Here is a 13,985-nt window from a genome sequence, read left to right on the forward strand (position 1 = left end):
CAATAACTGGATTGTCATGGATGGGAGTTCCTAGCCTCGACACATCCAGCAGCGAGGCCGGCCGGGCCAGCAGCGAAGCCGGGAACGGAGCACGCGCCCATGACCATCCGCAGCGAGCGGGACCAGCACGTCGTCACCCTCACCATCGACCGGGAGAGGAAGCTCAACGCCCTCGACTACCCGACGATCGACGCACTGCTCGCCGAGCTCGACCGCATCGACGCCGACGAGACCGTCCGCGCCGTCATCCTCACCGGCGCCGGGCAGCGGGCCTTCAGCGCGGGCGCCGACATCCCGTCCCTGGCCGCCAGCATCGCCGGTGGGCCCGAACGGGCGCTGCGCGAGTTCGTCCGGCGCGGCCACACCCTCACCAGGCGGATCGAGGAGTTCCCCAAGCCCGTCATCGTGGCCGTCAACGGACTTGCGTACGGCGGTGGTTGCGAGATCACCGAGGCCGCGCCACTCGCCGTCGCCGCCGAGCACGCGACCTTCGCCAAGCCGGAGATCTCGCTCGGCTTCCCGCCGCCCTTCGGCGGCTCTCAGCGGCTGCCGCGCCACGTCGGCCGCAAGCGCGGCCTGGAGATGATCCTCACCGGCGACCCGGTCCCGGCCGCCCGCGCCGCCGGGATCGGCCTGGTCAATGCGGTCGTTCCGGCAGGTGAGCTGCTGCACACCGCACGGGACTTGGCCGACCGCATCACCCGGCACGCCCCCACGGCGGTGGCCGCCTGCCTGCGGGCCGTGACCCGGGGCGTCAACCTCCCGATCGACGAGGGACTCGCGGCTGAGGCAGCGGCCTTCGCGGCGACCGTAACGACCGAGGGCGTACGGGACGGGGTGCGGCGCTTCCTGGACCGCACGTCCGCCTCCCGCTGAGGGAGCCACGGCCGGCGGGACCGGTGACGCTGCCCGAGCCGACCCCCGTGTTTCGGACGGCGTCACGGTCCTGCATCAGCACGCCGGTCCGTGCGCCGGGCGAACGGACCGGTCGTGGGGGCCCAGGAGGTCAGCGGGCTCCCGGGTGCGCCGCCGGGAGGGCGGCGTCGTCTCCGCAGTGGGCGGCGACGGTGTCGGCGAAGGCGCGGGCGAGGGGGCAGAGGTTGTCCCAGTCGCGGATGGCCCAGCCGGCGGTGAGGGCCGGGAGATCGGGGAGCGGGAGCAGCCGCAGGCCGGGGTGGCCGGGGCCCTGCCACTGGGGGAGCGCGGGGACGACGGCGTGGCCGAGGCCGAGCTCGGCGAGCAGGATCGCGGTGTCCCAGTCCGCGACGCTGGTGTCGAAGACCGGCCGGATGCCCGACTTCCCCAGCCAGGAGTCGAGTTGGGAGCGGGCGACGGAGTTCTGCGGCAGCCCGATCAGCCGGGCGTCCTGCAGGTCGGCGGGTTCGATGCGGGCCCTGGCGGAGAGCGGGTCGCCCGCCGCGACGGCCAGGACCCACGGCAGGTCGACGACCGGCCGCTGGTCGATGCCGCGGGCCTGCGTGCCGAGGGTGATCCAGGCGAGGTCGACCCGACCGGCGGTGAGCGCCTCCAGACAGCTGCGGCTGGAGACCTCGGTCTGGAACTCCAGGCTGACGTGCGGGAAGCGCCGGCGGAAGGCCACCACGGCCGCGGACATGAAGTGCCGGATACTGGTGGCGCCGGTGGTGATCCGGACGGATCCTCCTTCGCCGCGCGCGAGTTCGGCGATCCGGTGCAGCGCGTGGTCGATGCCGCCGAGGCCGGTGGCGACGGCGGCCTGGAGCAGGCGGCCCGCCTTGGTGGGCACCACCCCGCGCGGGTGCCGCTCGATCAGGGAGAGGCCGAGCTCGCGTTCGAGGCGCTTCACGTGCTGGCTGACCGCGGACTGGGTGCAGTGGAGGTCACGGGCGACGGCGCTGAGCGAGCCGGCCCGGCAGACCGCGGCGAAGACGCGGAGGTCGTCAATGGTCACGGAGATCCAAGGTATCGCTTGGAGGTGTCCCAGCAAACCGGTGGATTGACTTGGGTGTTCGGCGGGTCGATCATCGTTTCCGGGCCCAGGGCGGCAACCCGCCCGCTGCCTTCGCGGCGTTCCGGACGCAAGAGGCGGGGGCGCGGGCGGGTGTCGACCCGCATGGATGCACATTGATGCAACAAGACACGTGACGTGCAACAGAAGGGGGAACGGTCATGCGGTACGCCGACGGTCCGGGTGCGCACTGTGAGGTGTTCGTCGAGGCACCGGTCGAACGGGTGTGGGAGCTGGTGACCGACATCGCCCTGCCCACCCGGCTCAGCCCGGAGCTCCACCGCGTCGCCTGGCTGGACGGCGCGGACCGCCCCGCGCCGGGCGCCCGCTTCGAGGGCCACAACCACCGCGCGAACATGCCCGACTGGCGGACGGTCTCCGAGGTGATCGAGCTGACCGACCCGGTCGCGACCGCGGACGCGACGGACCCGGCCGACGCCCGCACCTTCGCCTGGGCCGTGATGGACGCGGACGGCCGCTACGGCGAGCCGGTGTCCGAGGTGACCGGCTCGCTGGCGCGGTGGCGTTTCGACCTCACCCCCGAGAACGGCGGCACCCGGCTGCGCCAGTCGGTGGAGATCGGCCCGGGCCGCAGCGGCCTCAGCTCCTACATCGAGGCCAAGCCGGAGGCCGAGGAGAAGATCGTCGAGTTCCGACTCGGCGAACTGCGCAAGGGCATGACGGCCACCATCGAAGGCCTCAAGTCGCTGGCCGAGCAGGGGGATTAGGTCGGTCGGACCAGCGGGGGCCGGCGCGAGCCGTCGGCCCTCAGTCGGCCACCCGACCACCGGCCACCCGGGCGCCCGGCCACCCGGCCACCCGGCCACCCGGGCGCCCGTGCGGCGCCGCGGGTTCGTGCGCGGTCACCAGGACAGCGGGTACCGGACCGGGTGCCCGCCGATCCGGCCGGGCAGCAGGCCGATGAGGACCAGGAGCCCGGCGGCCAGCGCGAGCAGCGGAAGGAACGGCACGGGATGCGGCGCCTGGAGGACCACGATCACGGCGGTGGCAACCGCCGGAGAGTGCGAGAGGTGGGTGAGCATCATCGCGCCCAGCGAGAGTCCGGCGGCGATGGCCGCGCCCCAGGCGGTGCTGCCGGTGACGGCGAGGGTGGCGAAGCCGATCAGAGCCGACATCAGCTGACCGCCGACCAGGTTGCGCGGCTGCGAGATCGGCAGGCCGGGCGCGCCGTGCACCAGCGCCGCGCTGGCCGCCAACGGGGGGATCAGTAGCGGTTGGTGGAGCAGGACGCCGACCGCGACGAGCAGGAGCAGGGCGCCGATGGCGAAGACGGTGGCCCGCAGGGCGTGCAGCGGGTGCGGTCTGGGCGTGGCGACGGGCGGTGGCATGGACATGTGTGAGTGCTCCGGATGGGGGCAGGGACCCGGAGATGATAAACAGACTGTTGAGGTAAAGGTGGGATGTTTTGCCTGTCGGGCAACGCCGTCCACGTCCTGATGCGCCGACGATGCGCCGACCGAGCCCCGACCGAGCCCCGATCGGGCCCCGAGCGGAGGAGAGCGAGCACCCCCATGACCACCCTGTCCGGCACCGTGCCCGCCGGGGGGCTGGTTCAGCCCGCGTTGATCAGCGTGGCCGGGAGGTAGCCGGAGGTTATGCCGAGCTCCCATCCGTGGACCTGGACGGCGAGCGCGGCGAGGGCGATCGGGACGACCGGGAGCAGGGTGCGGGGCCAGGCCGTCGCGGGCGTGCTGTTGCGGTGTTGGGCGAGGCGGGCGGTGAGCGCCTCCTCGAAGGCCGACCGGTCGTCGTCCAGCAGGACCCGCAGCAGCTGCTGGTCGGGGCTCAACCCGGTCGCCCAGGACTCGCCCGCGGCCTCCAGGGCCCGGGCGGCCGCCGCGCGCTCCGCGGTGTCCGGCTTGCGCAGCGGGGCGGGGGCGACCCGCTGCGAGTGTCGCGTCTCCACGACACCGAGGTAGGCGCAGAGCGCGTCCATCTCGGCGAGGCTCGCCGGGTCGGAGACGGAGGTGCGGTCCGAGAACGGCAGCCGGTCGTGGATCGAGGGCGCGTAGTCCTCCGTCAGCAGCGGCCCGAACATCCGGTCCTCGTCCCGGATCAGGCCGCTGATCACGCACATCGCGAAGGCTTCCACCCAGGTGCCCGCCTTGGGCGCGAAGTCCACGGTGGCACCGAAGCTGATGTCGTCGCTGTCCAGCGTCTCCCCGATGTACGGGAAGGGGACCTGGAAGTCGCCCCGGGGGAAGCAGCCGAGCTGGAGCACGCCGAGGGCGCACTCGGCCGCCGTCCGCAGGGCCGCGCGGGCGTCGGCGCCGGCCAGCGCCGGATCCTCCAGGGTGAGGGCGCCGAGGTGGTCGAGCAGCTCGTCGCCCATCGCGCGGACGGACTTGATGGTCAGTTCGTCCTCGATGTCGTACCAGTGGCCGAGGACCCGGCCACGGACGTCCCCCAGAGCGTCCCGGATCCGCTGGTGGACCACCGTGTGGCGCGTCACTTCCACCATGTGCTGCTGTCTCCTCGTCGGTGGTGCGGTCATTCGTCCGCGATCTTGTGCTGACGGAGGGGTACGCTAGCAGTGGCCTCTGACAGGTGAGCGTGGGCGCGGGCCCGGCCCTCCAGGGCCGGGACGGCCCGTACGGTCCGTCGGTGTGGAGCGTTACGTGGGTCGCTGCTGCTGTTCGATGTACTGCTTGTCGAAGGCGCCGGGAGGACACGCCACTTCAAGCTGAACACTCCTCGCCGGTACCTGGTCACGAGGACCGAGTCGACGTGCAAGGCCGTGACGACTGTCCTGCCGCGCCCGGGGTGTGGGGCGTTGTCAGCGCCTGCGGGTAGGTTCTCGTCCCAGGTCTGCTCGGCCTGCGGGCTCAAGGACGGCCCCGAGTCCCTGATTCCCGCGATTCCCGGAGCTCAGAGGCTGCGGGCCTGCGTGGTCGGGCGGGCCTCCGTGGTCGCGTGGAGGTGGATCAGCGCGTCGTAGGTCGGGCCGATCGCGAGGCGGGGGAGCGGGTCGTCGCGGAACTCCGTACCGGCGTCATAGGTCGGACGGGCGGTGCCCAGCCAGGCGCGGGTGGCCGGCGGGGCGGAGCGCAGGTCGACGTAGTAGTCGCGGTGGCGCACCCGGTCGAGGGTGTACTCGTTCATGTCGGCGGTGGCCGGCGGAACGGTCACCTTCTTCCACGCGGGCGCGAAGGGAGCGTCCTTGGTGAGGAAGGAGCCGCGGTCGAAGGTGAAGCCGATGGAGAGGTAGCCCGCTCCCAGGGCGTCGCGCAGGTAGGAGCCCTGGGTCCTGGGGTACAGCACGGGGTCGCTGGACCGGTACCCGACGTGGCCGTTGTGCGCCGAGAGCAGCATCCTGCTGCCGGTGCGGCGCTGCCACCACAGGGCGTTGTCGGTCATGGCCCGGTCGCGGAAGTGCTCCTTCTCGGCCAGGTCGGCCGGGTCGTCGAGGTCCACGGCGGTGAAGGCGAAGGTCTGAGCGATGCTGCGGGCGTTCTGCAGCGCCCACTCGTACGCCTCGCCGCCCCCGCCCTCGGCCGCGGTGACCAGCTCCAGCGTCCGCTGCGCCACTGCGGCATTGGTCCGCCGCTCGGCGAGCGGCGTCGTGGTCAGGTACGTGACGGCGTCGTCGAACGGGCGCAGGCCGGCGTACAGCTGCTCCAGGCGGGGCAGCGACTCGGGCGCCGCGTCCCGGACGTAGCCGGTCACCCGGTCGAAGAGCTGGTCGCCGATCGAGGGGAAGTCCAGGTCGTCGCCGACGAAGTGGACCGGGCGCCCGGGGTGTTCGCGGTTGTGGGAGCGCATCCAGTCGATCAGGTCGGCGAACTCCTGCCGATCCCACGGGGATCCGCCCATCGTCTCCTGGACGAGTCGCCGGGCGTCGCCGCCGGTGCGGCCCTGGACGTAGTCGTCGACGCGCAGGCCCGAGGACCAGCTGGTCTCCAACGCGAAGGCGGTGAAGCCCTTCTCCTCGACGAGGTAGCGCAGGACGCGCTGCTTCATGGTGAAGAACTCGTGGGTGCCGTGCGTGGCCTCGCCGAGCCCCACCACCGTGGCGTCGCCGATCACGGCGCCCAGCGCCCGCAGGTCGGTGTCCCGGCCGCCGGCCTCGGTGCTTCGCAGCGGGTGGGCGATGGCGTCCAACTCCCTCACCACGGCAGAGGATTGACGCTGCGCTGCGTCCGCCGCCCGGTCCGCCGACCGGTCCGGCGGCTGGTCCGCAGCCGCCACGGTGGCCGGGGCGAACAGGGCGGTGGTCGCCATGGCTGCCGTGGCGGCCAACAGGGACCGTCGGCCGATGTGCGTGCCGCGTGCGGTCATTCTCGGCTGCTCCTCGAGATCGGTGGAGTCGTTCGCCGGCGAACGCCGGTAGACGAATCGTCGATCATCGAGGAGCGTTGGCGCGCTGAGGGATTCCGCCGAGTCGAGCCGGGGGGTAACCCCCGGGTGCCCGCGCGCCGTCCTCGGCTGGACGGCCCTCGGCGGCTTCCTGCCCAGCGTCGCGGTCGGCGGGCTCGGGGTGCTCGGCGCCACCGCCGTCGACATGACCGACCCGCAGGCCGCCCTGCAGAAGATCCTGCCCGGCTGGTTCAACCCGGTCTTCCTGCTCGCCCTGGTCGTCGGCACCATCGCGGTCAACGCCCTCACCGCCTACAGCGCCGGCCTCGCCCTCCAAGCCGTCGGCATCCGCATCCGCCGCACCCTCAGCGTGCTGGTGGACGGCGCGGTCGCGGTCGCGCTGACCCTCTACGCGCTGCTGGTCTCCAACTTCCTCGACACCGTCAGCAACGTCCTCCAACTGACCGTCGTCCTGCTCGGTCCCAGCACCGCGATCTACGCCGCCGACATCCTGCTGCGCCGCAACCGCTACGACGGCCACGCCCTGGGCGACGAGACGCCCGGCAGCCGCTTCTGGTACCGGGCGGGCTTCAACCCCGCCGGCGCCCTCGCCCTCGCCGGCGGCGTGGCGAGCGCGGCCCTCTGCGTCGACACCCTCTACACCGGCCCGGTGGCCGCCCTGACCGGCGTCGACCTGGCCCTGCCGGTGGGCATGGTGGTGGCGGCTGCCGCGTACGCCCTGCTGATGCGCCGTCGCGTGTGACGAGGGGCGGGGCCGGCCGAAAAGGAAACGGCAGGGAGATCGCACTCCCTGCCACTACCAAGCTATAGCGCACGCGGGGGCTTGCGGCAAGGCCCCGGTCACCCCGCAGAATCGATGGTCGAAAGGCCATGACCTGCGAAAACGGGAGTCGTGAAATGCGCGTGTTGTTGACGACATGGGGATCGCGCGGAGATGTCGAACCGCTGGCGGCCCTGGCGGCGGCGCTGCAGGGGCTCGGTGCGGACGTGCGGGTGTGCGCGCCGCCGGACGAGGAGTTCGTGGACCTGCTGGCACGGATCGGAGTGCCGCTGGTGCCACTCGGCCCGACGGTGCGCTCGGTGGTCGCCGGTCCGAAGCCGCCGACGGCGCAGGACGCCTTCCGGCTCGCCCCCGAGCTGGTCGCCGCGCGGTTCGACACACTCACCGCGACGGCCGAGGGATGCGACGTGCTCCTGGCGACCGGCCTGATGCCGGCCGGTGCGCGGGACGTGGCCGAGTACCTCGGCATTCGCTACGTGCTCGCGTGCTTCCACACCCTCGGACTGCCGTCGCGGCACTTCCGGCCAGGGGCACGGCCGGGCACACCCTCCCCGCAGGACGAGACCGACCACCGGGTGCTGTGGGAACAGGACGCCCAGCGGGTGAACGCGCTGTACGGCGGGGCCCTCAACCGCCACCGTGCGTCGCTCGGCCTTCCACCGGTCGACAACGTCCGCGACCACGTCGTCACCGACCGGCCGTGGCTGGCGGCGGACCCCGGGCTCTGCCCGTCGCAGGGCATGACGGAGCTCGACCCGGTGCAGACCGGCGCGTGGATCCTGCCCGACGACCGTCCGCTGCCGGCCGACCTGGAGACCTTCCTGGCAGCCGGTGAACCACCCGTGTACGTGGGCTTCGGCAGCATGGCCGCGCACGCCCCGGAAGGCATCGCTCGGGTCGCGATCGAAGCGGCCCGCACCCACGGCCGTCGGGTGGTCCTCGCCCGCGGCTGGGCAGGGCTGGCCCCGGTCGACGACCGGGACGACTGCCTGGTCGTCGGCGAGGTCAACCAGCAGGCGCTGTTCCGCCGCGTGGCCGCCGTCGTCCACCACGGTGGGGCGGGCACCACCACGGCGGCGGCCCGGGCCGGCGCGCCCCAGGTGGTCGTCCCCCGGATCGCGGACCAGCCGTACTGGGCAACCCGCGTGGCCGAGTTGGGCATCGGCGCGGCCCACCTCGACCCCGCGCCGACTGTCGACTCCCTGTCCGCCGTGCTCGCCACGGCCCTGGCGCCCGAGACCCGCGCACACGCGGAGACCGTGGCCGGCACCATCCGCACCGACGGGGCGACGGTGGCCGCGAAACTGCTGTTCGAGGCCGTGGCCGGCCAGGAACGGCCCCACGGATCCGAGTGAAACGCCGGCGGAACCGGTCGGCGGGTGGACCCGTCGGCGGGTGAACCAGTCGGCGCCGACGAGGCGGGGGAGCGGCCGCCTGAGCCGGGCGAGTTCCGCTCCGGACCATCCTCCGGCCGGTGTCCGTCCGGTGTCCGTCCGGCCTCCGTCCGGCCTCCGTCCGGCCTCCGTCCGGCCTCCATTCGGTGTCCGTCCGGCCTCCGTGTGGTGTCCGTCCGGCTTTCGTTCGGCCTTCGTTCGTTCGGTCGGGGGCGCGTGACAGCCCGGACAGGGCCGGTTCCGGCACCGATCCGACGACCGGGCTCCGGCCGTCGGCGGCGTCGGTTAGGGTGCCCACCGGCGCGCCCGGCCACCGCAGGCCGGCGCGAGGGGAGGGCGGTATGACCGACGGAACGCGCGAGGGAGCCGGGAAGGACGGCGACGGCATCCAGTGGCTCGCGGAATTCGGTCGGCCGGGCACCGGCCTGCCCGGAACAGGAAGGCCCGACGCGGACGGTGAGGTCGGCGGTGTGGTGTTCGCCCGGGGGATCCCGCCGGAGGAACTCGCCCGCCGGATGGGCGCCGACCCTACTGCCGGGACCGCGCCGATCAGCGGCACCGAGATCCGGGCCCTGGACATCGACGTCTACCGCCCCGGCGACGACAGCGACGGTGTGATCCGGGTCGGCGAGTGCGGCGGCTGGTCGTTCGCGATCGAGTACGGCGACTCCACCGGCGGCGAACTGCTCACCGAGATAGCGCGCGACGGTGTCGAGGTCGTCCACTTCCGCCCGATGCCGGAGCAGCCGCCGGCACTGCTCGACTACGCCCGGGACGGCGCCGTGCTGTGCGGCTTCGGCCTCGGCGAGGAACGCTGGCGCTGGGGCCAGGAGCCCGACCTGCTGGTGCCGGACCTGGTTGCCGCGAGGGTCCTGGAAGCGGACGGTGTCACCCCCGCCGGTGTCGACAGGGCAGGCGGCGCCGGCGCCGAGGCCGCCCGCCGCCGCACCCTCGGCGCCGTCGAGCGGCGCTTCGGGTTGAGCCTGCCCCGGGCCGCCTTCGACGGGCTGCGCCTGCGGGCGTACGCCGTCCGGGGCACCCCGGGGATGGAGCCGGGGTGAGGCGCGGGCGCTCGCGGCGACGGAGGCGGTGAACCCGGCGGACAGTGCGATCACCGCGATCACCGCGATCACTGTGATTACCGCGAACAGGATGGACATCACCGTCATGGCCGGGCTCCTTCCCGGGCCCCACGGCGGGGCTCCGATGACCGTCATCCTTGCGCCCTGCCCGTCTTCGCACATGTGCCGATCGGGAGGTTCCCGGGCCGGAATTCTCGGTGAGACCCTGCCGATTGGCAGGGTCAGTTACCTCTCTGCTGAACTGTGAGGAGGCTCCGCGCAGAAGGAATCCGCCATGCACGTGGTGTTGTCCACCATCGATCCCTCCCTGGAGAACGCGCTCGTGGACCGGGGCCAGCGGGTGCTGGCCGTCATTCCGGCCGCCGAGCTGGCGAACCGCTCCGACTCCGCCCGGTACGGGCTGTGCGCCGTCGAGGACTGGGACGACTACACCCGACTGGCCCTGCTCGCGCGGGAATTGGAACCACAAGGAATCGCGTCGGTGTCCACCGGGGACGAGTGCTGCCTCCGCGCGGCCGCCGTCCTCAAAGGGCGTTCCTGGGCCTGCCCGGGCAGTCGCTCGCCTCGGCGGTAGCGGCGACCGACAAGGCGGTCATGAAGCGGGCACTCGCGGCGGCCGGCGTTCCGGTGGCGGACAACCTGCGGGCGGGCACCCCGGAGGACATCGCCGCGGCCGGTGACGCACTCGGCTGGCCCGTCGTGGCCAAACACCGGTACGGCTTCGCCACCCTGCACACCCACCTCGTACGCAGCCGCGAGCACCTCGCCGAACTCCACGCCCGCCGGGCCTTCGGACCGCTCGCCGGGCTCCCGGCGGGCTTCGCGGCCTCCGCCGTCGGCCGGGGGCTGGACCGGGCCCCCGGTGGGATCCTGGTCGAACGGGCCGTCCCGGTCGCGGCCGAGTACCACTGCGAGCTGCTCCGGCACGAGAGCCGCGAACTGTACTGCCTGCCCGGCCGGTACCCGGCCCCGCTGCTGGGAACCGGTGACGGCGACGGCGCGGCACCCGCGATCGGCTCGGTGCTGATGGACGACTCCGACGGTGAGGAGGCCGCGCGCGTCCGGGAGTTGGCGCGGGCCGCCGCCGACGCCCTGGGCCTCGTCACCGGGTTCGCGCACGTGGAGGTCCTGCGGGACACCACCGGAGCCTGGTACCTCGGCGAGATCGGCCTGCGCCCGGGCGGCAACATGATCCCCCACCTGCTGCGCCTGCAGCACGGCATCGACGTCGCCGCCCTCCTGGCCGACCTGGCCCAGGGCCGACCGCCGTCGATCCCCTGGCGCACCGGCCGCCCGGTGGCCTGGGCGGCGGTCCCGGCCGCACCGGGGAGACGGATCACCGGCATGCCCGACGCGGAGGAGATCCGCGCCCTGCCCCACGTGACGGACGCGATCGCCCTGGTCCGGCCCGGCACGGTGGTCGACGGCCCGCTGAGCAGCCTGACGGCGGCCGGGCACGTCTTCTGCACCGGCACCACCCCCGCCCGGGCCGCCGCCCACGCGGCCGAGACGGCGGCGACCTGGGCGCGCGCGATCACGACCGAGCCGACCACTGCAGGGTGAGCCGCGGTGTGCGGGTCGACATGTCGCCCCGGGCCATGGGCCTTTGACACGTGGCGGGGGCGGGCCGAGGAAGGGTCGGCGATGACGTGGGTCAGGGAGAAGTCGTCTGCGATGAGTTCCGCGCATGCGATGAGTTCCGCTCATGCGGTGAGTTCCGCTCATGCGGTGAGTGCGGCACATGCGATGAGCTCCGCTCATGCGACGAGCGCCGGCCACCTCATGAGCGCGGCTCATGTCGCGGGCGCGGGGCGACCGGCAACCGGATGTTCCGGCGGTGCGCCTCCGGCCCTAAGCTGCGGCCATGGAATTCTCGTCGGGCTGGGGCGTCGGACCGGTGTTCGGCGGCCGGGAGCCCGTTGTCGAGATCAGTGGTTCGGTGCCGACCGCGTGTGATGCCCAGCAGGTGGCGGAGATCCTCTTCGGGTGGGGCTGGCGGGTGCGCAAGCAGTCCTGGACGGAGTTCGAGGCCGAGCACACGTACGCCCGGTTGTCGGTGCTCCCGCTGGACCCGGTGGTCTTCACGGGCGAGATCGCGATCGGCGGGGTCACCGAGTTGATCGAGACCTTCGGCCGGATCGGCCACCGCTGCACCGTCGAACTCTACGACCCGGACAGCGGCGAACTGCTCGCCGAACGCCCGGTCCGCCCGCCCGCTGGATCTTGATCAGCTGGAGCGGCAGCAGCGGTTGCCCGATGCCTGCCCGGTGTTCGGGGAGGTGGCGGTGGACGGCGTCGATCACGCCCCAGTCTCCGGTGCGGGAATCGGGCCGCTCGCCCCGCCGGCCCTCCGGCCCGTCGGCGTCCACGCTGTCGTAGCCGGCGTGGCCGCTCTCGTCGCGTGCGGTGGTGTCGTTGCTCAACTCGCCCTCCGTGGCACGGTTTCGGCGCCCGGTGCGGGCGGACGGCGGTAAGGGTGCCACCGGGCGGGCCGGTTGAACCCTCACCCGGGTGGCCGGTGGCAGGGCGGGCGGCACGCGCCGCCCGTCCGGAGGTTTCCGGCAGGCAGCGGGGGGTCTCGGCGCCTAGGGTCTGTGGTGCGTCGACCGGGCCGCGCGCCGGGCGTACGCCGTCCCCGCCACGCGCCCGCCGCACGCCGGGGTGACCGGCCGACCCGAGAGGTGGACCCGCCCCATGTACACCGTCGTCCGTGGCGCCGGAGCGCTCGGCCTGACCGCGCTGCTGCTCACCGCCGCCACCGGCTGCCAGGGCGACGGTTCGTCCGCCGCCGAGCCCGCGCCCACCTCCCCGGCCTCCGGCACCTCCCCGGCTACGGGCACCTCCTCGGCCTCCGGCACCCCCGCGATCGCCACCGGGGCGAGCGCCCAGAAGCTGAACTGGCACGCCTGCCCCGCCCCCAACACCGCCCAGGGCAGCGGCACCGCGCCCGCCGCCGACTGGCAGTGCGCCACCCTCAAGGCGCCGCTGGACCACGGCAAGCCGGACGGCGCGACGATCGACCTCGCGCTGATCCGCAGCAAGGCCAAGGACGAGCAGCACCGGATCGGCTCGCTGCTCTTCAACTTCGGTGGCCCCGGCGCCTCCGGCGTGGCCGCCCTGCCGGCTTTCGCCCCGCTCTACACCTCCCTCAACACCCGCTACGACCTGGTGAGTTTCGATCCGCGCGGGGTCGGTGCCAGCGCCGGGGTGGAGTGCCTGGACGACCAGGCGATGGACGCCACCGCCGCCGTCGACAGCACCCCGGACAACCCGGCCGCCGTGAAGTCCCTGGACGACACCAACGCCCGGTTCGTCGCCGCCTGCGAGCACAACTCGGGTGCGGTGCTGCCGTACGTGGACACCGAGAGCGCCGCCCGGGACATGGACCTCATGCGGCAGGTGCTGGGCGACCAGAAGCTCTCCTACTTCGGCATCAGCTACGGCACCCAGCTCGGTGGCGTGTACGCGCACCTGTTCCCGCAGCAGGTCGGACGGCTCGTGCTGGACTCGGTCGTCGATCCGACCAAGGACCCGCAGCAGTCCGCGCTCGGCCAGGCCCAGGGCTTCCAACTCGCCCTCGACGACTTCATGAAGGCCTGCGCCACACAGGCCGGCACCTCCTGCCCGACCGGCGCCGGCGGCGACGAGGGCACCGCGAAGGTCGCCGCCCTGGTGCAGAAGCTGGAGCAGTCGCCGCTGCCCACGAAGGACGGGCGGCAGCTCACCGAGACCCAGGCGGTCACCGGCATCGCCGGTGCCCTCTACAGCCAGGAGACCTGGCCCGTGCTGGCCGCCGGCCTCACCGAGGCGATGGAGCAGGGCACGGGCACCACGCTGCTCCAGCTCGCCGACGGGCTGAACGGGCGCGACGCGCAGGGGCACTACAGCAACCTGAACGCCGCGAACCGGGCGATCAGCTGCGTGGACGCGCGGCAGCGGTACTCCGACCAGGACGTCCAGCAGCAACTGCCGCAGTTCCAGGCCGCCTCCCCGGTGTTCGGCGCCTACACTGCCTGGGGCCTGACCGGCTGCACCGGCTGGCCCGTCCCGGGCAAGGGTGACCACCCGGAGGTCGCCGCCGCGGGCGCGGCGCCGATCCTGGTGGTCGGCACCACCGGCGACCCGGCCACCCCGGTCGAGGGAGCACACGCGATGGCGCAGCAGCTCGGTGCGGGCGTCGGCGTTACCGTCACGCTGCAGGGAGAGGGGCACGGCGGCTACAACACCGGCAACCCCTGCCTGAAGCAGACCGTGGACGCCTACCTGTTGGACGGCACGGTGCCGGCGGATGGGACGACCTGCAGCTGAGAGCGGGTCGCGTTCCGAAGTGGCCCAATGGAAACGGGGAAGATTGGCTCTGTCGGGCGGTCCACTTGACCGTTAGGCTCGTCGACGTGACGAAC

At 73.2% G+C, this 13,985-nt stretch carries 12 protein-coding genes and 1 pseudogene; 9 read left to right on the forward strand and 4 right to left on the reverse strand.

Going from position 1 to position 13,985, the window contains the following annotated elements; all coding sequences use genetic code 11:
• Positions 1-99: 99 nt before the first annotated feature.
• Positions 100-876: an enoyl-CoA hydratase-related protein gene (locus ACZ52J_RS35805; RefSeq protein ID WP_465624784.1), complete on the forward strand. Its 777-nt coding sequence runs from the start codon at positions 100-102 to the stop codon at positions 874-876.
• 130 nt (positions 877-1,006) lie between these two features.
• Here ACZ52J_RS35805 and ACZ52J_RS35810 read toward each other — a convergent pair whose 3' ends face one another.
• Complete coding sequence (locus tag ACZ52J_RS35810) at positions 1,007-1,930, reverse strand: LysR family transcriptional regulator (RefSeq protein ID WP_465624786.1); 924 nt, start codon at positions 1,928-1,930, stop codon at positions 1,007-1,009.
• A 218-nt stretch (positions 1,931-2,148) separates the two neighbouring features.
• Here ACZ52J_RS35810 and ACZ52J_RS35815 point away from each other — a divergent pair, with 218 nt between their 5' ends.
• A complete protein-coding gene (locus tag ACZ52J_RS35815; RefSeq protein ID WP_465624788.1) occupies positions 2,149-2,715 on the forward strand; it encodes an SRPBCC family protein in 567 nt (188 codons plus the stop codon).
• A gap of 135 nt (positions 2,716-2,850) precedes the next feature.
• On the opposite strand, the gene ACZ52J_RS35820 is transcribed toward ACZ52J_RS35815, so the two are convergent.
• The 3 genes from ACZ52J_RS35820 to ACZ52J_RS35830 form a co-directional block, all read right to left on the reverse strand.
• Entirely contained in the window at positions 2,851-3,342 is a 492-nt protein-coding gene (locus ACZ52J_RS35820) for an HPP family protein (RefSeq protein ID WP_465624790.1), read from the reverse strand.
• Positions 3,343-3,560: 218 nt separating this feature from the next.
• Positions 3,561-4,469 carry an immunity 49 family protein gene (locus tag ACZ52J_RS35825; protein ID WP_465624792.1) on the reverse strand — a complete coding sequence of 303 codons (909 nt, stop codon included), beginning with the start codon at positions 4,467-4,469 and terminating at the stop codon, positions 3,561-3,563.
• Between the two features lie 407 nt (positions 4,470-4,876).
• The gene (locus ACZ52J_RS35830; RefSeq protein ID WP_465624794.1) at positions 4,877-6,286 is read right to left on the reverse strand and encodes an erythromycin esterase family protein; all 1,410 of its coding nucleotides are present in this window, start codon (positions 6,284-6,286) and stop codon (positions 4,877-4,879) included.
• Between the two features lie 133 nt (positions 6,287-6,419).
• Between ACZ52J_RS35830 and ACZ52J_RS35835 the strand changes: the two are divergent.
• The 7 genes and pseudogenes from ACZ52J_RS35835 to ACZ52J_RS35865 form a co-directional block, all read left to right on the forward strand.
• Positions 6,420-7,067: pseudogene (locus ACZ52J_RS35835) on the forward strand (cytosine permease); the annotation flags it as partial.
• Positions 7,068-7,222: 155 nt separating this feature from the next.
• Positions 7,223-8,461: a glycosyltransferase gene (locus ACZ52J_RS35840; protein ID WP_465624796.1), complete on the forward strand. Its 1,239-nt coding sequence runs from the start codon at positions 7,223-7,225 to the stop codon at positions 8,459-8,461.
• Between the two features lie 380 nt (positions 8,462-8,841).
• Positions 8,842-9,561, forward strand: a complete 720-nt coding sequence (locus tag ACZ52J_RS35845; protein WP_465624797.1) for a DUF6461 domain-containing protein — start codon at positions 8,842-8,844, stop codon at positions 9,559-9,561.
• A 295-nt stretch (positions 9,562-9,856) separates the two neighbouring features.
• Positions 9,857-10,156, forward strand: a complete 300-nt coding sequence (locus ACZ52J_RS35850; protein WP_465624799.1) for a hypothetical protein — start codon at positions 9,857-9,859, stop codon at positions 10,154-10,156.
• Positions 10,157-10,176: 20 nt separating this feature from the next.
• Positions 10,177-11,145 (forward strand): hypothetical protein, encoded by a 969-nt coding sequence (locus tag ACZ52J_RS35855; protein ID WP_465624801.1) that lies wholly within the window; start codon positions 10,177-10,179, stop codon positions 11,143-11,145.
• Between the two features lie 301 nt (positions 11,146-11,446).
• Complete coding sequence (locus tag ACZ52J_RS35860) at positions 11,447-11,809, forward strand: hypothetical protein (RefSeq protein ID WP_465624803.1); 363 nt, start codon at positions 11,447-11,449, stop codon at positions 11,807-11,809.
• 467 nt (positions 11,810-12,276) lie between these two features.
• Entirely contained in the window at positions 12,277-13,890 is a 1,614-nt protein-coding gene (locus ACZ52J_RS35865; protein WP_465624805.1) for an alpha/beta hydrolase, read from the forward strand.
• Positions 13,891-13,985: the final 95 nt, after the last annotated feature.

The organism is Kitasatospora sp. NPDC034035, assembly GCF_055575755.1.